This window comes from Streptomyces sp. MST-110588, assembly GCF_022695595.1.
In the GTDB taxonomy this organism is placed as follows: domain Bacteria; phylum Actinomycetota; class Actinomycetes; order Streptomycetales; family Streptomycetaceae; genus Streptomyces.
The window spans coordinates 1,036,141-1,056,323 of the sequence record NZ_CP074380.1 but is presented as its reverse complement, the minus strand read 5'-3'; the positions used below and the strand labels follow the sequence as shown (position 1 = coordinate 1,056,323).

General features: G+C 72.5%; 16 protein-coding genes and 1 pseudogene. 14 read left to right on the top strand and 3 right to left on the bottom strand.

All coding sequences use genetic code 11. The features are described from left to right. Positions 1-72 precede the first annotated feature (72 nt). Positions 73-1,992: pseudogene (locus KGS77_RS04775) on the top strand (bifunctional metallophosphatase/5'-nucleotidase); the annotation flags it as partial. A gap of 129 nt (positions 1,993-2,121) precedes the next feature. Here the strand turns inward: KGS77_RS04775 and KGS77_RS04770 are convergent. Further along, positions 2,122-2,793 carry a lysophospholipid acyltransferase family protein gene (locus KGS77_RS04770; protein WP_242587294.1) on the bottom strand — a complete coding sequence of 224 codons (672 nt, stop codon included), beginning with the start codon at positions 2,791-2,793 and terminating at the stop codon, positions 2,122-2,124. A gap of 263 nt (positions 2,794-3,056) precedes the next feature. On the opposite strand from KGS77_RS04770, the gene KGS77_RS04765 reads away from it, so the two are divergent. From KGS77_RS04765 to KGS77_RS04755, 3 genes are all read left to right on the top strand, one after another. Continuing rightward, positions 3,057-4,223, top strand: coding sequence for a glycerophosphodiester phosphodiesterase (locus tag KGS77_RS04765; protein ID WP_242578824.1), 1,167 nt, complete (start codon positions 3,057-3,059; stop codon positions 4,221-4,223). A 70-nt stretch (positions 4,224-4,293) separates the two neighbouring features. Then, a complete protein-coding gene (locus KGS77_RS04760) occupies positions 4,294-4,815 on the top strand; it encodes a sigma-70 family RNA polymerase sigma factor (RefSeq protein ID WP_242578823.1) in 522 nt (173 codons plus the stop codon). 118 nt (positions 4,816-4,933) lie between these two features. Beyond that, on the top strand, positions 4,934-5,512 hold the full coding sequence (locus KGS77_RS04755) for a GNAT family N-acetyltransferase (RefSeq protein WP_242578822.1): 579 nt from the start codon (positions 4,934-4,936) through the stop codon (positions 5,510-5,512). 39 nt (positions 5,513-5,551) lie between these two features. Here the strand turns inward: KGS77_RS04755 and KGS77_RS04750 are convergent, their stop codons facing one another. Continuing rightward, complete coding sequence (locus KGS77_RS04750; RefSeq protein ID WP_242587293.1) at positions 5,552-5,983, bottom strand: hypothetical protein; 432 nt, start codon at positions 5,981-5,983, stop codon at positions 5,552-5,554. A 7-nt stretch (positions 5,984-5,990) separates the two neighbouring features. Further along, positions 5,991-6,359, bottom strand: coding sequence for a hypothetical protein (locus KGS77_RS04745; RefSeq protein ID WP_242578821.1), 369 nt, complete (start codon positions 6,357-6,359; stop codon positions 5,991-5,993). A gap of 199 nt (positions 6,360-6,558) precedes the next feature. Between KGS77_RS04745 and KGS77_RS04740 the strand changes: the two genes are divergently transcribed. The 10 genes from KGS77_RS04740 (at position 6,559) to KGS77_RS04695 (ending at position 20,142) form a co-directional block, all read left to right on the top strand. After that, complete coding sequence (locus KGS77_RS04740; protein WP_242578820.1) at positions 6,559-7,206, top strand: HAD-IA family hydrolase; 648 nt, start codon at positions 6,559-6,561, stop codon at positions 7,204-7,206. 396 nt (positions 7,207-7,602) lie between these two features. Then, the gene (locus KGS77_RS04735) at positions 7,603-8,709 is read left to right on the top strand and encodes an ATP-binding cassette domain-containing protein (RefSeq protein WP_242578819.1); all 1,107 of its coding nucleotides are present in this window, start codon (positions 7,603-7,605) and stop codon (positions 8,707-8,709) included. Next, positions 8,706-9,437 carry a methionine ABC transporter permease gene (locus KGS77_RS04730; protein ID WP_242578818.1) on the top strand — a complete coding sequence of 244 codons (732 nt, stop codon included), beginning with the start codon at positions 8,706-8,708 and terminating at the stop codon, positions 9,435-9,437. Before KGS77_RS04735 ends, KGS77_RS04730 begins: the two co-directional genes overlap by 4 nt. Before the next feature lie 108 nt (positions 9,438-9,545). Continuing rightward, the gene (locus KGS77_RS04725) at positions 9,546-10,403 is read left to right on the top strand and encodes a MetQ/NlpA family ABC transporter substrate-binding protein (protein WP_242578817.1); all 858 of its coding nucleotides are present in this window, start codon (positions 9,546-9,548) and stop codon (positions 10,401-10,403) included. Between the two features lie 278 nt (positions 10,404-10,681). Beyond that, complete coding sequence (locus KGS77_RS04720) at positions 10,682-11,317, top strand: GNAT family N-acetyltransferase (protein WP_242578816.1); 636 nt, start codon at positions 10,682-10,684, stop codon at positions 11,315-11,317. Positions 11,318-11,493: 176 nt separating this feature from the next. Continuing rightward, on the top strand, positions 11,494-12,735 hold the full coding sequence (cbiE, locus tag KGS77_RS04715) for a precorrin-6y C5,15-methyltransferase (decarboxylating) subunit CbiE (protein ID WP_242578815.1): 1,242 nt from the start codon (positions 11,494-11,496) through the stop codon (positions 12,733-12,735). Between the two features lie 237 nt (positions 12,736-12,972). Beyond that, positions 12,973-17,382 (top strand): nicotinate-nucleotide--dimethylbenzimidazole phosphoribosyltransferase, encoded by a 4,410-nt coding sequence (gene cobT, locus KGS77_RS04710; protein WP_242578814.1) that lies wholly within the window; start codon positions 12,973-12,975, stop codon positions 17,380-17,382. A gap of 142 nt (positions 17,383-17,524) precedes the next feature. Next, positions 17,525-18,796, top strand: coding sequence for a uroporphyrinogen-III C-methyltransferase (gene cobA, locus KGS77_RS04705; RefSeq protein ID WP_242578813.1), 1,272 nt, complete (start codon positions 17,525-17,527; stop codon positions 18,794-18,796). A gap of 53 nt (positions 18,797-18,849) precedes the next feature. Further along, complete coding sequence (locus tag KGS77_RS04700) at positions 18,850-19,668, top strand: RNA methyltransferase (RefSeq protein ID WP_242578812.1); 819 nt, start codon at positions 18,850-18,852, stop codon at positions 19,666-19,668. Between the two features lie 198 nt (positions 19,669-19,866). Continuing rightward, a complete protein-coding gene (locus KGS77_RS04695) occupies positions 19,867-20,142 on the top strand; it encodes a hypothetical protein (protein ID WP_242578811.1) in 276 nt (91 codons plus the stop codon). Positions 20,143-20,183: the final 41 nt, after the last annotated feature.

Below are 20,183 nucleotides of genomic sequence, written 5' to 3'. Positions count from 1 at the left end.
ACCGGCTCCCATGGCTCGTTTCACTCTCTTGCGCACCCCCCACCCTCGGTCACTCTCAGGAGAGTGAAGACAGTGGCAGAGATCGGACGACGCATCTTCTTCACCGCGGCCGGGGCCCTGGCCTCCGCCGCCGCGGTCGGCACCCACGCCTTCGCCGGCACCCACGCCCGTGACGCGGCCACCGCCGACGAATACGTGGACGTACAACTGCTCAGCATCACCGACCTGCACGGGTACCTTCAGGCCGCTCCCGGTGGCGACTCCGTGATCACCGGGAACGGCGGCCGGAAGTACACCGTCGGGGGCGTGGCGTACATGGCCGCGCACCTGGAACGGCTGCGGGCCGGCCGTACCAACTCCTTCTTCTTCGCACCCGGAGACCTCTTCTCCGGGTGGGAGTTCCCCGCCGAGTCCCTCGCCGACGAGCCGACGATCGAGGTGCTCAACCGGATGGGCATGGACTTCGCCTCCGCGGGCAACCACGAGTTCGACCGGACCTCCGCCTTCTTGACCGCGCACATGGAGGACGGCGTCGCCTACCCGAAGATCGGCTGGGACGACGCCTTCACCGACTCCACCGGTGTGCGCTTCAAGGGCGCGGACTTCCCGTACTACAGCGCCAACATGGTGTGGTCCACCACCGGACAGACGATCCTGCCGCCGTACAACATCGAATGGGTGGACGCCGGAGGGGGCCGCCGGCTGCCGATCGGGTTCATCCACCTGACCGCCCTGGGAACCGAGACCTTCCCCGACTCCTTCCAGGCCGCCCTGGGCTCACTGGACGAGGTGGCCACCGCCAACCGCTGCGCCGCCGAGCTCAAGGCCCGCGGGGTCAACGCGATCGTGCTGAGCATGCACGACGGCGCGATCGCCGGCGGCGACTTCAACAGCGGCGAGAACCCCTCGGGGCCGGCCTACGACCTGGCGCTGCGCGTCAGCCCGGACATCGACGCCATCGTCACCGGCCACTGGCACTGGGCCTTCAACATGATGGTGCCGGACCCCAACGGGGTACCGCGCCCCTTCGTCGAGGCCGGCTGCCACGGCCAGATCATCAACGAGATCAGCCTGCGGCTGGACCGCACGACCGGCAAGGTCGTGCGGGCGCTGACCACCTCGGTCAACCACCCCAACACCCGGGACGTGGCGCCGGACCGCGAGATGAAGAAGGTCGTCGACTACTGGGCCGGGTACGCCGCCCGCAAGGCCCGTACGCCGGTCGGCAGACAGACCGCCTCCTTCACCCGCAAGCGTGACGCCGCGGGGGAGTCCACCATGGGTGACCTGGTGGCGGACTGGGCGTACTGGGCCGGCCGGCAGCCCATCGGGCCGATGAACGACGGCAACACCCACGCCAACAAGCCCGCCGAACTGGCCGTGGTGGCGCTCGCCCCGAGGGTCGGGCAGGTCATACTCGCCGGGGATCTCGTATACAACGCGGCGGCCAACGGCGCGATCACCTTCGGACAGGCGTGGCACGCGGTCGGCTACGGCGCCCCGATCGTGACCGCCACCGTCACCGGACAGCAGATCCACGACGCCCTGGAGCAGCAGTGGACGAAGGTCGGCACCACACTGAAGTACGCGCCGCTGGCGGTCTCCGGCAACGTCCGCTACAGCTTCGACGCCACCGGCGCGGTCGGTGACCGGGTCGCTCCGGCGGACGTGTACATCAACGGCGTCCGGCTGGACCTCAAGCGCACCTACCGCCTGGCGGCGCCCTCACACACCCTGATCAACAAGGACGGGTACGACGCGTTCACCGGCTTCACCGAACCGGTCAGACATACAAGGGATTTCGAGAGTTTCGTGGCTTTCCTCCAGACCCGTAAGCAAATCGCCCCCGGGCCGCTGAACCGGGTTTCGGTCAAGAACGCCACCGCGCCCACCGCGCGGACCGGTCAGATCACCGACCCGCCCGTCCTGCGGCACCTCGACGGCAGCCCGATGTCCCGGGCCGAGGCGGCGCTGCGGGCGGCGGCCCGCCCGACCCCCGAGGGTACCGCATCCCCTGCTGAAACCGAACGGTTCCACGGAGGAGTGGAAACGCGTCGGGCCCCACCCGGCTGTGCGGATGGGGCCCGGTGCGCGGTCGGCGTTCAGTTGCCGGGGGCCGGGTCAGGCCGCCGTGCGCGCCTTGGTGGCGTACATGTCCACGTACTCCTGGCCGGACAGCCGCATGACGTCGCTCATGACCTCGTCGGTGACGGCGCGCAGCACGTAGCGGTCCCGGTCCATGCCCTCGTACCGGGAGAAGTCCAGCGCCTGGCCGAAGCGGATGGTCACCGGGGCGATGTGCGGGCGGCCCTTGCCGTTCGGCTGCACCTTGTCCGTGCCGATCATCGCGAACGGGACGACGGGCGCGCCGGTCATCAGGGCCAGGCGCGCGATGCCCGTACGGCCCCGGTACAGACGGCCGTCGGGGGAGCGGGTGCCCTCGGGGTAGATGCCGAAGACCTGGCCCTCCTCCAGCACCCGGCGGCCGGTCATCAGCGCCGCCACACCGCCGTGGCCGCCGTCGCGGTCCACCGGGATCATGCCCGAGCAGGTGAAGAACCAGGCCATCAGGCGGCCTTTGATCCCCTTGCCCGTGACGTACTCGTCCTTGCCGATGAAGTAGACCTGGCGCTTGACCACCAGGCTCAGGAACAGCGAGTCGATGAACGTCACATGGTTACCCGCCAGGATCACCGGGCCGCTCTCCGGAATGCGCTCCATGCCCTCGACCTTCGGGCGGAACAGGACACGCATAAGGAATCCGAGAAACGCCTTCAGCAGAATGCGGGACAACGGGCCCTCCGGTCGTGGGTGGTCACGTGTAGGTGGTCGCCGCGCGGGGTGCGGAAGAGCGGCGCGCGGGGAATGCAGCTCAGGACGATACTCGCGGGCCGGCGCCGATCGCACATCGGGTTCACGAAGGTGATACGCAGAGTTGACGCGGGTTCGCTGCATGTTCCGCGCCATGACTCCCGTTCGAAAGGTGTACGTGCCTACGATCGCCCCATCCCATTGACAGGTGCCGGACATCCGGGGCCACGGAGCGAGGAGCGCGCATGCACGAGCGGCAGCAGCCGGGACGACGGGCGGTGCTGGGGGCCGCGGCCCTGGGCGCGGGAGCGGTGGTCCTGGGCGGAGCCGGCCAGGCGGGCGCGGCCGGCTCCACGGCGCACGGACACCGGGGCCACGGCGGGCACGGGGGCCACGGCGAGCTGCCCGTACCACTGATCGTCGGACACCGCGGCGCCAGCGGCTACCGCCCCGAGCACACCTTCGGCTCCTACCAACTCGCGCTGGACATGGGCGCCGACGTCATCGAACAGGATCTGGTCCCCACCAAGGACGGCCACCTGGTCTGCCGGCACGAGAACGACATCACCGCCACCACCGATGTCGGGGCACACCCCGAATTCGCGAGCCGCAAGACCACCAAAACGGTGGACGGCACCGAGCTCACCGGCTGGTTCACCGAGGACTTCACCCTCGCCGAACTCAAGACGCTGCGCGCCAAGGAGCGCATTCCCGGCATCCGCCAGCACAACACCCTCTACGACGGCCGCTGGGCCGTACCCACCTTCGAAGAGGTCCTGAAATGGGCCGACCGCCAGGGCCGCCGGCGCGGTCGCCGCGTCTGGCTGCACATCGAGACCAAGCACCCCACCTACTTCCGCAAGCTGGGCCTGGGCCTGGAGGAGCGCCTGGCCAAGCTGCTGAAGAAGTACGGCCGGCACCGCCGCGGCGCACCCAACTTCCTCCAGTCCTTCGAGCCCGGCAGCCTCCAGCGGCTGGACGAGCTCGTCGACTGCCCCAAGGTCCTGCTGCTGGGCGGCCTCAAGGACCGCCCCTGGGACTTCACCGAGGCGGGCGACCCGCGCACCGTCGCCGACCTCGTCACCCCGAGCGGGCTGGAGTGGATCGCCGGCTTCGCCGACGGCATCGGCCCGGACCTGGGCGTGATCATCCCGCGCGACAAGGACGGCAGGCTCACCGGGCCCACGTCCGTCGTCAAGGACGCCCATGCCGCCGGGCTCGTCCTGCACCCGTACACCGGGCGCAACGAGAACACCTTCCTGCCCGCCGACTTCCGGCGCGGCAGCGACCCGGACGCCTACGGTGACGCGCTGGGCGCCTACCGGAGGTACCTGGCGACCGGCATCGACGGGCTGTTCTCCGACAACCCGGACACCGCCCTGCTGGCCGCCGAGGAGTTCCGGGGGCGCTGACAAACCATCCGGACGGATGAGGCCGGGCCGCGCGGGAAACCGTCCGCGGCCCGGCCGCGTCCCGCCGGGCATGACAGCAAGCGACCTGCTGAACTCCCTCGGCGCCCTGCTGAGCGCGGAGGCCGCCGCCGAGGCCGCCGGCACCGGCATCGACGCCGCCGACCTCGAACAGGGCGTCCGCCTGCGCCTGTTGGAACGCACCAGCAACGGGGAGCCGCTGCCCGAGCCGGCCCGCTGGCTGCGCCGGGCGGTACGGGCCGAGGCACGCGGGGCCCGGCGCCTGGCCCGCCGGGAGGTCCCCTACGACCCCACCGGGCCGCAGCCGCTGATCGCCTCCCTGGCCGAGCGCACCGCTTTGGACGCCGAGGAGCGCCGGATGCTCCTGGAGGCGGTGGAACGGCTGCCGGGCCGCTGTCCTGCCCTGATACGTGCCCTGTTGTCACGTTCGGATCTCACCTACCGTGAGATCTCATCTGAGTTGGGAATGTCACAAGGGAGCTTGGGGCCGGTCCGTTCCCGTTGTCTGGGATGCCTGCGCAGAATGCTCACGGCGGAGGTTGCCGTTCCCCTGCCCAGGGGAAACGAGCGGTAGTCACGCCGTGGCGGCGCGGGCACCGCACCGGGCCGCCGAGTCAGGGCAGCACCGTCCGGGCGTACCCTCACCCTTTCCCGCCCGGGCGCACCGAACCGAAAAGGGGAGGCATTCGCGCATGGGCATGAGCGTGACCATCTCGGCGGCGACCGACGAGGACGCCGAGCAGATCCTCAAGCTGCAGTACCTCTGCTACCAGCCGCAGGCGGCGCTGTACGACGACTACACGATCGCGCCGCTGGTCCAGACCCTGGACGACCTGCGCGCCGAGCTGAGCCACGGCTGCGTCGTGGTGGCCCGGCTCGGCGAGGAGGTCGTCGGGTCCGTGCGCGGCACGGTCGACGCCGAGGGCACCGCCCATATCGACAGGCTCGTCGTCCACCCGCGGATGCAGCGGCACGGCCTGGGCGGACGGCTGCTGACCGCCGTCGAGGAGCGGCTGGGCGGCGAGCGCTCGGCCGCGCGCTACCGGCTGACCACCGGCCATCGCAGCGAGAGCAGTCTGCGGCTGTACCGCAGCCACGGCTATGTGCCCGTCGGCACCGAGCAGGTCAGCCCCAGACTCAGCCTGGTCACGCTGGAGAAGAGCGCGAAGGACGCGGCGGACGCAGAGGATGCGGCGGACGCGAAGGGCGTGAGGGAAGCGAAGGTCGTCAAGGGCGGCGCCAAGGCCCGGGCGTACGTCGCCGGCGCGTGAGGCGCTGATCCGTACGGCGGTCCCGCGGGGCACCCGGCCTCATGCCCGGCGGGACCGCCGCAGCCACAGCAGACCGGTGACGGGCAGCACGACCGGGATGAAGAGGTAGTCCCGGCCGAAATAGGACCAGACCGTCGCGTCGGGGAAGGCGGCGGGCTCCACGCACGTCCAGGCGCCGATGCCCAGCACGCCGGCCAGCTCCAGGACGCAGCAGACCAGCGCCGCTTTGCGGGCCCCCTCGCCGCCGCGCACCAGCGAGACGGTGATGAACCCGTAGACGAGCGCGGAGACGGCCGACAGGACGTACGCCAGCGGTGCCCGGTCGAACTGGGCGATGAGCTGGAAGGCCGAGCGGGAGGCGGCGGCGACGGTGAAGATGGTGTACAGGGTCACCAGCAGGCGCCCCGGACCGGTGCCCAGCGAGCGCCGGCCCTCGGTGGTGGCGGTCCCGGGCACGTTCGTCTCCGGCAGGTCCGTCTCAGGCACGTCCGCCTCCCCAGATGTCGTACAGCCGCACTTCCAGAACGGCCAGCACCACCGCGCCCGCCACGACCGTCAGCGACCCCCACCGCGTCCGCTCCGAGAGCGACATGAAGCCGGTGCCCGGTACGCACACCGCCGCGCCGATCAGATAGGCGAGAAAGACCGCCGTGCTCTCCTGGGGCGAGTCGCCGCGCGCCAGGGCCACGATCCCGACGACGAGCTGGGCCAGGGCGAGCAGGGAGACGACGGCCATGCCGATGAAGTGCCAGTCCTTCGTCGGCTCGTCGCGGTACGCGGCCAGGCCGCACCAGGCGGCCAGCAGGAGGGCGGTCACACCGACCGCGACCGTCAGGGCGTCGGTCACCGGGACCTCCGCGCGGCGCTGCTGCGCGCAGTGGGGTAGTGGGGCATGAAACGACTGTAAACGGCCCAGGAGCGGCACCCGCGCCCGGGCCCAGGGGCGGCACCCGCGCCCGGTCCGTGGTCCCGCGCCCGTGCCTGCCTGCGCCGGGCGCGCGTACCCGTGCCGAGCGGCGCGGAAGCCTCCCGTACGCTGACGCGGCATGAAGATCACTGCTGATGCCCTGCTGTTCGACAACGACGGCACCCTGGTCTCCTCCGTGGAGTCCGTCTTCCGCTGCTGGATCCGCTGGGCCAAGGAGTACGGCCTCACCGAGGCCGACTTCGCCCGGGTCGAGCTGCACGGCCGGCCCTCCGCCGAGATCATCGCCGACCTGCTGCCGGCGGACCGCGTACCCGAGGCGGTGGCCCGGATCGACCAACTGGAGGTCGAGGACGTCCCCGGCGGTGTGGAGGTGCTGCCCGGCACCCACGAGCTGCTGGCGGGCCTGCCCGCCGAGCGCTGGGCCGTGGTCACCTCCGCCACGCGGCGCCTGGGCGAGGCCCGGCTCACCGAGGCGGGCATCCGGCCCAAGACCCTGATAGCCGCCGACGACATCACCCGCGGCAAGCCGGACCCGGAGCCCTTCCTGCTCGCGGCCCGGCGGCTGGGCGTGGACCCGGCCCGCTGCGTGGTCTTCGAGGACGCGCCGGCCGGCCTCGCGGCGGGCCGGGCGGCGGGGATGACGACCGTGGCGTTGACCACAACCCACCGGGCCGACGAGCTGTCCGCGGACGTGGTCGTCAAGGACCTGAGCGCGGTGTCCGCGCAGGCGGTGGGCGCCTCGGTCGAGATCACGGTCACCGGCTGAACCGTCGTCCACGGACCGGTCGGGCGTGTCCGCCATACGGACAAGTTTGATCGGTCCGTACGCGTGTCTGGTTTACTGGCCCGCATGACCACGACGAGCAGCCGCACCCTTGCGACCGAGGCGACCATGACGCCCGGTGCTCGTTGCATGCGTCGAATGTGTGACCGCTGAGGGCCCCCGCCTGAGCCTCGCGCCCCGAAGCGAGACCCGCCGCCCGCGCCGTACCCCGCACGCGCGGAGCCGGCCGCCCCGCGTCACCGGAACTCCCCGACACCCCGAAGCCGGCCACGAGCGCCCTTCCGGGTCCCCGGATTCCCCCCTGTGCCGCGTTCAGCAATGCATGCCCCGTGCCCGGCGGGAAAGCCGCCGGGCACTCGACAGTGACGGAACATCCCAGTGATCACCACAACGGGCCTGACCAAGGTCTACCGCTCAGGAGGCCGCGAAGTCACCGCCCTGGACGGCGTGGACCTGCACGTCCGCGAGGGCGAGGTCTACGGCGTCATCGGCCAGAGCGGCGCCGGCAAGTCCACCCTCATCCGCTGCGTCAACCTCCTGGAGCGCCCCACCTCCGGCACGGTCACGGTCGCCGGCCAGGACCTGACCGCGCTGGCCGGCCGCGGACCGCGCGCGGGCGCCGCGCTGCGCGCCGCCCGCAGCCGCATCGGCATGGTCTTCCAGCACTTCAACCTGCTGTCCTCACGGACCGTCCAGGACAACATCGAGCTGCCGCTGGAGATCCTCAAGGCCGACCGCCGCGAGCGCTCCCGCAAGGCGCTGGAACTGCTGGACCTGGTGGGCCTGGCCGACAAGGCCAAGGCGTACCCGGCGCAGCTCTCCGGCGGCCAGAAGCAGCGGGTGGGCATCGCCCGCGCGCTGGCCGGCGACCCCAAGGTGCTGCTTTCGGACGAGGCGACCAGCGCCCTGGACCCGGAGACGACCCGCTCCATCCTCCAACTGCTGCGCGACCTCAACCGCCAGCTCGGCCTGACCGTCCTGCTCATCACCCACGAGATGGACGTCGTCAAGACGATCTGCGACTCGGCGGCGCTGATGAAGGGCGGCCGGGTGGTCGAGCAGGGCACCGTCCCCGGCCTGCTGGCCACTCCCGGCTCCGAGCTGGCCCGGGAGCTGTTCCCGGTCGGCGGCGAGCCCTCCGGCCCGGACCGTACGGTCGTGGACGTCACCTTCCACGGCGAGGCCGCCTCCCGCCCGGTGATCTCCGAGCTGTCCCGTACGTACAACATCGACATCTCCATCCTCGGCGCCGCCATGGACACCGTCGCCGGCCGGCAGGTCGGGCGGATGCGCATCGAGCTGCCCGGCCGCTTCGAGGACAACGTCGTCCCCATCGGCTTCCTGCGCGAGCGCGGGCTCCAGGTGGACGTGGCCGGTGCGCAGCCGGCCGGTGTGTCCGCGGCCGAGGTGAACGACCCCGTGGCCGCCGAGGGCTCCGCGACCGCGGAACCCGCCGCCGAGCCGCTCAAGGAAGGTGCCAAGTGACCTGGGACCAGATGCAGCCGCTGCTGTACACCAACACCCTCGACACCCTCTTCATGGTGTGGTGGTCGACGTTCTACGCCGTACTGGCCGGCATCCCGGTCGGCGTCCTGCTGATCCTCACCGACCGCGGCGGCATGCTCCAGAACACCGTCGTGAACAAGGTCCTGGGCGCGGTCGTCAACATCGGCCGTTCCTTCCCCTTCCTGATCCTGATGGTGGTGCTGATCCCCTTCACCAAGTTCGTCGTGGGGGTCTCCATCGGACCCACCGGCGCCGTGGTGCCGCTGGCCATCGCCGCCATCCCCTTCTTCGGACGCCTGGTGGAGGCCGCGCTGCGCGAGGTCGACCGCGGGCTGATCGAAGCCGTCCAGTCCATGGGCGGCGGCACCTGGACGGTCGTCTTCAAGGTGCTGCTGCCGCAGGCGCTGCCGGCCCTGGTCGCCGCTGTCACCACGACCGTCATCACCCTGATCGGCTACTCCGCGGTGGCCGGCGCCATCGGTGCCAAGGGCCTGGGCGACCTGGCCTACACCTACGGCTTCCAGCAGTACGAGACCCGGCTGATGATCGTCACCGTCGTGCTGCTCATCGTCCTGGTCACCGTCGTCCAGCTCCTCGGCGACCTCGTCGTGCGCAGGCTGGCCCGCCGTGGCGGCAAGGCGTCCCGCGCCCCGCGCGCCGGGCTGCGCCGTACGCCGGCCGTGGCCGAAGCCGTGGAAGGGCCGTAGGCCGCGAGGCCGCGGGTCCCTCCGCACAGCAACACCCCTGAGCCCGGACCCTTTGCCGGGCGTACCACCACGCCGCCCGCCGGCGTGCACCAGAAAGAGGCACTCTTCGTGCGTAACACCGTCAAGATCTCCGTGGCCGTCGCGGCCGTCACCGCGGTGACGTTCGGCGCCGCCGCCTGCAGCGCGCCCTCCGACGTCCCCTCAGGCGGTGAGAAGAGCGGCAAGAACGCCCCGCTCGTCATCGCCGCCAGCCCCACCCCGCACGCCGCCATCCTGGACTTCGTCAAGGCGAAGCTGGCGGACAAGGAAGGGCTGAAGCTGGAGGTGCGGCCGTTCAGCGACTACACCCAGCCCAACCAGGTCACCGAGGACGGCCAGGTCGACGCCAACTTCTTCCAGCACAAGCCGTTTCTGGACCAGTACAACAAGAAGAACGGCGGGCACATCGTGCCGGTCGTCAACGTCGTGATCGAGCCGCTCGGTCTGTACTCCAAGAAGATCGACAAGCTCTCCGGCCTCAAGTCCGGCGCCACCGTCGCGATCCCCAACGACCCCTCCAACGAGGGCCGCGCACTCAAGCTGCTCGCCGACAACCACGTCATCACCCTCAAGCCCGGCGTGGGATCGAACGCCAAGCTGACCGACGTCGCGGACGCCAAGGGCATCAAGTTCACCGAGATGGAAGCCCCGCAGATCGCCCCGCACGTCGACGAGGTCGACGCCGCGGTGATCAACGGCAACTTCGCGCTGGGTGCCCGCCTGAAGCCCTCTCAGGACGCCATCGCGCTGGAGAAGACCAAGGACAACCCCTACGCCAACTTCCTCGCGGTCAAGAAGGGCAAGGAGAACGACCCGCGTATCAAGAAGCTTGCCAAGCTCCTGAACTCCGACGAGGTCAAGAAGTTCATTTCGGACAAGTACCAGGACGGATCGGTCATCCCGGCCTTCGGCCCCGTCCGCGGCTGACGCCCCTTCGCCCGTACGGCTGCCGGCCCCGGTCGCGGAATTCCCGTGACCGGGGCCGCCGCGTACCCGCTCCTGGGCTGCCGTGCGCGCGCTCCCGAGCTGCCGCGTGCTGCTTCCGGCCATGTCAGCGGGCCCGGACACGGTTCCTATGTGCGTGGCACACCCACGGGCCGATGCTGCATGCTTGTGCACTCAAAGACGGTCAAGACAGACCGGAACTTCGCGGGTTATTCCGGAACTTCCCGGATCACTACGGTCAACGGCGTTGGGACAGCGGCATGACATCCACCTTTCCGGACATCTCGATCAGCACGGACCGGTTGGTGCTGCGCCCGTTCGAGGAGTCCGACGTGCCCGCGCTCACCGAGATGATGAACGACGAACAGGTCACCGCCTGGACCGCGCTGCCCTACCCGTACACCGCTGCCGAAGCCCGCGGCTGGACCACCGCGAAGGCCGCCGCGGTACGCACCCAAGGGCGCGGCATCGCCTTCGCCGTCACCGAATTCCTCACCCAGCGCCTGGTCGGCACCCTCCAGGTCGACCACACCGACTGGCGGGTGCTCAGCACCGAGATCGCCTACGTCACCGCGCCCTGGGCGCGCGGCGAGGGCTATGCCTCGGAGTCCGTGCTCGCCGTCGCCCAGTGGCTCTTCCAGGACCAGAAGTTCGAACGCCTGGAGATGCGCACGGCCGCCGACAACACCGCCGCCCAGCAGGTGGCCCAGAAGGTCGGCTGCATCAGTGAGGGGGTGCTGCGCAACGCCTGGATAGCCCGTACCCGTACCGAGGACGGCGGCTGGACCGACATCCGTACCGACCTGATCGTCTGGAGCCTGCTCCCCGAGGACCTGGACGGGGTCCCGGGCCGGATGGCCGACGCCAACGGCTTCGCCTATCCGGAGTGGAACTGACCGGCCGCGGCACGGGACCGGCCGGGCGCCCGCCGGCGCGACCCGCCCGCCGTGCTCCTTCAGGTCTGGACCTCTCGGGGTAGTCTCGGCCTTCCCGCGCGCCCCCGCGACCTGTCGCGGCGCCCGGGTCTACCGTGTGTCCGCATCCCAGAGCGAGCCCCAGGAGACTGACGACGATGGCCGACCGGGTCACGGTGATCGGGTGGGACGGCTCGCCGTTGACCGCCGCCGCCCGCTCCGCCCTCGGCGCCGCCACGCTCGTGGCCGGCGCCGCCCACCACCTCGCGCTGCCCGAGGTGCCCCCGGGCGCCGAACGCATCCGCCTGGGCAGCCTGACCCTGGCCGCCCGGCGCATCGCCCAGCACCGCGGCACCGCCGTCGTCCTGGCCGACGGCGACCCCGGCTTCTTCGGCGTCCTGCGCATCCTGCGCGCCCCCGAACACGGCCTGGAGGTGGAGGTCGTCCCCGCGGTCTCCTCCGTCGCCGCCGCCTTCGCACGGGCCGGGATGCCCTGGGACGACGCGCAGATCGTCGTCGCCCACGGCCGGGACCTGCGCCGGGCCGTGAACGTCTGCCGGGCCTACCCGAAGGTCGCGGTCCTCACCTCGCCCGGCGCGGGCCCCGCCGAACTCGCGCTGCTGCTCGGCAAGGTGCACCGCACCTTCGTCATCTGCGAGGCACTGGGCACCGAACGGGAACAGGTGAGCGTTCTCACCTCCGACAAGGCCGCCGACCACGTATGGCGCGACCCGAACGTGGTCATCTCCGTCGGCGGGACGTCCGGCGGCGCCCAGGGCCGGGGGAGTGCGCCGCCGGAGGGCGCCGGCGGCTGGATCGCCGGGCGGGACGCCGGTCACCTGGGCGCGCCGCGCGGCTGGGGGCTGCCGGCGCAGGCGTACGGCGGGGGGCTGGGCGAGGGGGAGTCCGTCCAGTTGCGCAGCGCCCAACTGGCCCGGCTGGGGCCGCGGGTGGGTGAGCTGCTGTGGGACATCGGCGCGGGCGGTGGCGCCGCCGCCGTGGAAGCCGCGCGCTTCGGGGCGGCGGTCATCGCCGTCGACGCGGACCCGGACGCCTGCGCCCGTACGGAAGCCGTGGGCCGCCGGTACGGTGTCCAGCTCCAGGTCGTGCACGGCCGCGCGCCGCAGGTGCTCGAAGACCTCCCCGAGCCGGACGTGGTACGAGTCGGCGGCGGGGGAGCGGCGGTCGTGGCCGCCTGCGCCGCCCGCCGCCCGGACCGCATCGTCACCCACGCCTCGACCCGGGACGAGGCCGAGGCGCTGGGCCGGGCGCTGGCCGACGGCGGCTACGAAACCGAGTGCGTACTGCTCCAGTCGGTGGACCTGGACACCTCGGCCTGGGTCGAACGCGAGCGGGCCGTCGTCTTTTTGCTGACTGGTTATCGCGTTTCTCACCCGTGATGGGGGAGGCGCGCCGGGAGAGGTAGGCTGGCGGATCGTTGCGCCGCCGTCCCGCGTTCGGCTTCGTACGCCAATATCCGGAAAGTGCCGTGGTTTTGGCCGTTAATGAAGCTCTCAAGGGCGGACGTGCCGCGAGGCGTGCTCGCTCGTTCTAGCTATTGGGGCGTTCGGCGCGCCGCGGACGAGCGCGTCGCACGAGCGGTTGGAAGGAGCACTACCAATGGGCGAGGGGTACGCATGACCGACACCGGCCAGGTCCCGGGCGAGGGACTGCCGGAGAACGCAGGCGGACAGCTCGGGCAGCCGCAGCCGGCGGCCGTGCCCCCGCCTGCCGACGCCGGCGTGACGGAGGTGCCGGGTGCCGACCCGGCATCCGGTGCGTACACCTTCCTCGACCCGGTGGAACCGGGCGCCGAGGACGACGACCTGCTGCTGATGCCGGGCGCGCAGGGCGCGTGGGGCAGCGAACAGCAGCCTCAGCACACACCGCAGCCCCAGGCCCGGCCTCAGACGCAGTCTCAAGGGCAGGCGCAGCTCCGGCAGCCGGGGGCATCCGCGCAGCCGGGGCCGCTGCCGGGCCAGGAGGCCGGGTACGACTCCGGGGCGCCGGGCGCGGTGGCGTACGAACCGCTGCCGCCCGAGGCGGGCACCCACGAGTCCGGTGGCCGCGACGCGGGCTCCGTGGAGTACGGCACGGTCCGCGTCCCGCCGCCCGCCACGGTGCCGCAGCAGAACCAGGCCGCGGCGTCCGCACAGGCCGCGGGTGCGCGCCGGCCGCTGCACATGGGGCCGCCGGTGCCCGACGCGACCGGTGGCGTGGTCCGTTCGCTGGCCGACCGCGGTCCCGCGGGGGCGCCGCCGCAGGTGCCCGTGCGGCATGCGGGGGTTCCGGGGGCTTCCGTTCCTGGGGCTCCTGTTCCTGGGGCTCCGATGCCGGATGCTCCTGTGCCGGGGACCGCCGCTTCGGCTGATGCGGCTGCTTCTCCAGGGGCTGCTTCGGAGGGGGCGGGTTCTTCCGGTCCCGCGGCCGGGGCCGAGGGTGCTGACGGGGCACCGGAGGCGGCTGCCGAGGCCGCCGGTACGGCCACGGAGAGCACTGAAGCCACGGAGAGCGCTGAGGCCGGGCCCTTTGTGGCGGCCGAGGCCGTAGCGCCCCCGGAGACTGAGAGTGCCACGGAGGCTGCCGAGATTCCGGAAGCGTCCGAAGTGTCCGAAACATCCGGGGTTCCGCAGGCGTTGGAACCGTCCGCGATCCCCGGGGAATCCGCCGCGGTGTCCGACGTCCCGCACGGGGCGATCCCGGCGCAGATGGCCGCCCGGGACGCGGCATCGGCCCAGGGCGAGTCCGCTGTGGAAACGGCCGGCCTCGACAGCGAAAAGCCCGGGATGCCTGATGTGCCCGGACTGCCTGCTGAGGGTGCGGCGGATCAGGCCACCGGGGACGGGGGAGCCCCGGAGAGCGCGGACGCCGCGTCCGTCGTCGCGGAAGAGCAGTTCCAGCACGCCGGGCCGGCTCAGTCTCTGCCGGAGCAGCAGGCTCCGCAACAGATGATCCCGGCCCAGGCCCAAGCCCAGGCCCAAGCCCAGGCCCAAGCCCAGGCCCAAGCTCAGGCCGTGGCGCATCCGCAGCCGCCGGGCGAGGGCGTGGCGGACGACCGGCCCGCCGGGAGTCCTCCGCTCCCCGAGCAGGCACCCGGCACCGTACCGGTGCCGGTGGTGCCCGCACAGCAGACCGGCTCCCCGGCCGACGGGCCGCAGGCCGCCGACCAGGCGCAGCCTCTCCCGGCGCAGGTGCCCGACGAGGCCGCGGAGGCCGTGGAGGTCACGGAGGCCCTGGAGGTCACGGAGACCGTGGAGACAGTGGAGGTCGCCGAAGCTGCCGGGGCCGAAGAGGTCGCGGGGGACACCGAGGCCGCCGGGCCCCAGGAGTCCGCAGAGGCAGTGCAGCCGGCCCCGGCCCCGGCAGTGCAGGCATCCGGACCGGCGTCGGGGGAGGCGGGGACCGTGCCCGCCGACGGTACGCAGGAGGCCGGCGCGCCGGCTCCCGTCGCACCGGCCGAGCAGGACGCTGCTGCCGCGCAGCCCGTCACCGAGGAGGCCCCCACCGGGCAGCCCGGTTCCGGTGGCGCCGCGGTGGAGGGCGACGTGTCCGGGGAGGCCGTACAGGTGCCTGCCGTACAAGAGCCTGCCGTACCGGACATCCCCGCACAGGAAACCCCCGCTCAGGCGGCTGCCGAGCAGGACATCACGGCACAGGACCCCACCGTGCAAGAGACCTCCGCTCCCGTGGAGCCCGCCCCGGCGGCGCCCGCCGGGGAAGAGACCGTGGCCACGGAAACGGTCACCCCAGCCGTCGAGGGGGTCAGGACCACCGCCGGCATGCCCGAAGGTACCCAGGCTCCCGCGGCAACCGCCGGTCCCGCCGGCACCCCCGTACAGACCACCGAGGCCCAGGCACCCGCCGGACCCCGATCCGCGTCCCAGGCCACGGCCGAGGACAGCGGTGCACAAGAGGCGGACCCCATGCCAGACACCGCAAGTGCCGCAGTCGCCGTGGCCGGCGCCGTCACCGACGCGCCGGCCGGGACGGCCACGGACGCCCCGGCGGCCCCCGCCGCCACGGATGCGATCCCCGCCGCCGTCACGACGGACGCCGCCCCCGCAGCCGCCCCCGCCGACGCCCGGACCGCTCCCGGCCCCGTCGGGACGGACCGGCCCCAGACGGACCAGCCCGTTGCCGGACAGCCCGCACAGGGCCGGCCCGCGGCGGCACAGCCCCTGGCGGAACCGTCCACGGCACAACAGCCCGTCGCGGAACAGCCCTCGGAAGGGCAGCCCATAGAGGACCAGCCTGCGCAGGACCAGTCCCCGCAGGACCGGCCCGACTCCGAGCCCCAGGAGCAGCCCGCCGGTCCGGCCGCCGCCCCGTACGAGGACTCCGAGCGCGCCGCCGTCCACCGTGTGATGCGTGAACGCCGCGACATCCGCAACGGCTTCCGCAGCGACCCGATCCCCAACGAGGTGCTGCTGCGCGTCCTGGAGGCGGCCCACACCGCCCCCAGCGTCGGCCACTCCCAGCCCTGGGACTTCGTGGTCATCCGCTCCGAGGAGACCCGCGAGCGGATGCACCGGCTGGCCACCGAGCAGCGCGAGGCGTACGCCAAGTCGCTGCCCAAGGCCCGCGCCAAGCAGTTCCGCGAGCTGAAGATCGAGGCGATCCTTGAGACGCCGGTGAACATCGTCGTCACCGCCGACTCCACCCGTGGCGGCCGGCACACCCTCGGCCGCCACACCCAGCCCCAGATGGCCCCGTACTCCTCCGCGCTGGCGGTGGAGAACCTGTGGCTGGCCGCCCGCGCCGAGGGCCTGGGCGTCGGCTGGGTCAGCTTCTTCGACGAGCGCGAGATGGTCCGCGAGCTCGGCCTGCCCGAGCACCTGGAGGTCGTCGCCTACCTGTGTGTCGGGTACGTGGACGAGTTCCCGGACGAGCCCGAGCTGATGCAGGCGGGCTGGTCCAAGCGCCGCCCGCTGTCCTGGGTGGTCCACGAGGAGACGTACGGACGCCGCGCGCTGCCCGGCGAGGACCCGCACGACCTCCTCCAGGAGACCCTCCAGGGCATCCGCCCGCTGGACGCCAAGGCGCTCGGTGAGGCGTGGGAGCGGCAGAAGCGGATGACCAAGCCCGCCGGCGCGCTGGGCATGCTGGAGATCATCTCGGCGCAGCTCTGCGGCCTGTCGCGCAAGTGCCCGCCGCCGATCCCCGAGCCGGCCGCCGTGGCGGTCTTCGCGGGCGACCACGGCGTGCACGCCCAGGGCGTCACCCCCTGGCCCCAGGAGGTGACCGGCCAGATGGTCGCCAACTTCCTGGGCGGCGGCGCGGTCGTCAACGCCTTCGCCAACCAGGTCGGCGCCGAGGTCTGCATCGTGGACGTCGGTGTGGCCTCCGAGCTGCCCGCCACCCCCGGCCTGCTGCCGCGCAGGATCCGCCCCGGCACCGCCGACTTCACCACCGGCCCGGCCATGAGCCGCGAGGAGGCGCTGCGCGCCGTCGAGGTCGGCATCGAGACCGCCCGGGACCTGGTCGCGGCGGGCAACAAGGCGCTGCTCACGGGCGAGATGGGCATCGCCAACACCACCGTCTCGGCCGCCCTGATCTCCGTCTACACCGACACCGACCCGGCCGAGGTCACCGGCCGTGGCACGGGCATCAACGACGAGACCCACGCCCACAAGATCGATGTCGTACGCCGGGCCCTGGAACTGCACCGCCCCGACCCGGCCGACCCGATCGGCGTCCTGGCGGCGGTCGGCGGCCTGGAGCACGCGGCCCTGGCCGGTCTGATCCTCGGTGGCGCCTCGCTGCGTACGCCCGTCATCCTGGACGGTGTGAGCGCCGGGGCGGCGGCCCTGGTGGCGCGCGCCATCGCCCCGGAGGCGCTGGCCGCCTGCATCGCGGGCCACCGCAGCGCCGAGCCCGGCCATGTCGCGGCGCTGACCAAGCTGGGGCTGCGCCCGCTGGTGGACCTGGACCTGCGGCTCGGTGAGGGCACCGGCGCCCTGCTGGCCCTGCCCGTCGTCCAGAGCGCCGCCCGCGCCATGCACGAGGTCGCCACCTTCGACACCGCCGGTGTGACGGAGAAGAGCTGACCGACAGCCCTGACCCCGTATGACCCCCGGCCCGCAGCCCCCTAGGCTGTGGGCCGGGGCCGTACCCCGTACCGCCTCCGTGAACAGCCGCTCCAGTGCAGCAGCGGCCATCCGCCCCCTTTGCGCAAGGAGCCCTCCCGCCATGGCCGAGCACGCCGTCGAACACGCCGCCTACCCCGTCGGACTGCGCCTGTCCGGCCGCCGCGTGGTCGTCCTCGGCGGCGGCCAGGTCGCCCAGCGCCGGCTGCCCGCGCTGGTCGCGGCCGGCGCCGACGTGCTGCTGGTCTCCCCGTCGGCCACCCCGTCCGTGGAGGCCATGGCGGACACCGGTGAGATCCGCTGGGAGCGCCGCCGCTACCGGGCGGGCGACCTCGCCGACGCCTGGTACGCGCTGATCTCCACCGACGACCCCGAGGCCAACGCGGCGGCGTCGCGGGAGGCCGAGGAGAACCGGGTGTGGTGCGTACGCTCCGACGACGCGGAGGCGGCCACCGCCTGGACGCCGGCCACCGGCCGCAGCGAAGGCGTCACCGTCGCCGTCCTGACCGGCCGGGACCCGCGCCGTTCGGCCGCCGTACGCGACGCGGTCGTCGAGGGCCTGCGCGACGGCACCCTCGCCGCCCCGCACCACCGCGCCCGCCCCCGGGGCCCGGAATCCGGCGACCGGCCCGCGGTCCGTGTCTCCCTGGTCGGCGGCGGCCCCGGCGACCCGGACCTGATCACCGTACGGGGCCGTCGGCTGCTGGCCGAGGCGGACGTCGTCATCACCGACCGGCTCGGCCCCCGTGACCTGCTCGCCGAACTCCCGCCGCACGTCGAGGTCATCGACGCGGCGAAGATCCCCTACGGCCGGTTCATGGCCCAGGAAGCCATCAACGACGCGCTGATCGAACACGCCCGGGCCGGGAAGACGGTGGTGCGCCTCAAGGGCGGCGACCCGTTCGTCTTCGGGCGCGGCATGGAGGAGGCCCAGGCGCTGGCCGAGGCCGGCATCCCGTACACCGTCGTACCCGGGATCTCCAGCTCCATCAGCGTGCCCGGCGCGGTCGGCATCCCCGTCACCCACCGGGGCGTCGCCCACGAGTTCACCGTCGTCAGCGGCCATGTCGCCCCCGACGACGCGCGGTCCCTGGTGGACTGGCCCTCGCTCGCCCGGCTGCGCGGCACCCTCGTCATCCTGATGGGCGTACAGAACAGCGGCGCGATCGCCACCGAGCTGATCGCCCACGGCCGTCCCGCCGACACGCCGGTGGCCGTCGTCCAGGAGGGCACCACCGCGGCGCAGCGCCGTGTCGACGCCACCCTGGCCACCCTCGGCGAGGCCGTACGGACCGAAGGCGTACGTCCCCCGGCGGTGATCGTCGTCGGAGACGTCGTCGGCGTCACCGCCGCCGCGACGGACACCCCCCGCTAGCCGGCGCCGTTCCCGGCATCGCACCCCCGACACCGACAAGGCACTATCACCCCGTGGCTGAAATCATCACCGTCGACGACCCGGACGACCCCCGGCTGAGCGACTACACCGGTCTGACGGACGTCGAGCTGCGGCGCCGGCGCGAGCCCGCCGAAGGGCTGTTCATCGCCGAGGGCGAGAAGGTCGTCCGGCGCGCCCGGCAGGCCGGCTACCGGATGCGGTCCATGCTGCTGTCGGCCAAGTGGGCCGACGTCATGCGCGATGTGATCGACGAGGCCGCGGCGCCCGTGTACGTGGTCGCCCCCGAGCTCGCCGAGCGGGTGACGGGCTACCACGTGCACCGCGGGGCGCTGGCCTCCATGCAGCGCAAGCCGCTGCCCGCCGCGTCCGACCTGCTCGGCGGCGCCCGCCGCATCGCCGTCATGGAAGCCGTCAACGATCATACGAACATCGGTGCGATATTCCGGAGTGCCGCCGCCCTGGGAATGGACGCGGTGCTGCTCTCCCCGGACTGCGCCGACCCGCTCTACCGCCGCTCGGTGAAGGTCTCCATGGGGGCGGTCTTCTCCGTGCCCTACGCCCGGGTGGAAACCTGGCCCCAGGGCCTGGAGGCCGTACGCGAAGCCGGTTTCCGGCTGCTGGCCCTGACACCCGACGCCCGGGCCACCGCCATCGACGAGGCCGCCCCGCACCGCCTGGACCGGGCCGCGCTGATGCTCGGCGCGGAGGGGGACGGCCTGTCCGCGCGGGCCCTGAGGGCGGCCGACGAATGGGTCCGCATCCCGATGGCTCACGGCGTGGACTCACTCAACGTGGGCGCCGCGGCGGCGGTCGCCTTCTACGCGGTCGCCACCGGGCGGCCGGGGGACTGAGTTCGCCCTGGTCCGTCCTCGTCCGTCCTGGTCCCTCCTTCGAGGCCGGCCCGGACCGGGTGCGCGGGGGCGTGCGCGACGGCTGTGTGCTGAGCTTGTTCTTCATCTCTCGTCTGGCACCGACGGTAGTGGGGGTGGGGGCAAGGTCCAGATGGCGTCGAGCCTGCTGATGGCCTTTCGGAGTTCTCGGGCTCCGCGGTGGGGCAGGGCTCGCAGCGTGATGTCGAGGAGTTGCCGGGCTACGAGCGGGTTTCCACAGCAGTGCCAGTGAAGGTCGCACCATTTGTCGTCGTGCCAGAGCCGGTCGAAGTCGTGCCACAGCTCTCGCTTCGGACGGTGGACGTAGTCCTTCCACAGGCGTACGGCCCGGCCGACGTCTCCCGGTTCCAGATGGTTCCGGGTGCGCTCAAGGCGGCCTATCTCGGCCAGCGCTCGCGAGGAAAAGCCCTTTATGACCGTGGTGCTGTCCTGTGACCGGCGTCGGCGCGGGAGGCCGGCCCGGATACGTCCTGGCC

Excerpts from the sequence above, each read along its gene's own strand:
- KGS77_RS04760 (WP_242578823.1), top strand. The coding sequence starts at position 4,294 with ATGACAGCAAGCGACCTGCTGAACTCCCTCGGCGCCCTGCTGAGCGCG.
- cbiE (WP_242578815.1), top strand. The coding sequence starts at position 11,494 with ATGGCCGACCGGGTCACGGTGATCGGGTGGGACGGCTCGCCGTTGACC.
- KGS77_RS04740 (WP_242578820.1), top strand. The coding sequence starts at position 6,559 with ATGAAGATCACTGCTGATGCCCTGCTGTTCGACAACGACGGCACCCTG.
- cobT (WP_242578814.1), top strand. The coding sequence starts at position 12,973 with ATGACCGACACCGGCCAGGTCCCGGGCGAGGGACTGCCGGAGAACGCA.
- KGS77_RS04765 (WP_242578824.1), top strand. The coding sequence starts at position 3,057 with ATGCACGAGCGGCAGCAGCCGGGACGACGGGCGGTGCTGGGGGCCGCG.
- cobA (WP_242578813.1), top strand. The coding sequence starts at position 17,525 with ATGGCCGAGCACGCCGTCGAACACGCCGCCTACCCCGTCGGACTGCGC.
- KGS77_RS04755 (WP_242578822.1), top strand. The coding sequence starts at position 4,934 with ATGGGCATGAGCGTGACCATCTCGGCGGCGACCGACGAGGACGCCGAG.
- KGS77_RS04720 (WP_242578816.1), top strand. The coding sequence starts at position 10,682 with ATGACATCCACCTTTCCGGACATCTCGATCAGCACGGACCGGTTGGTG.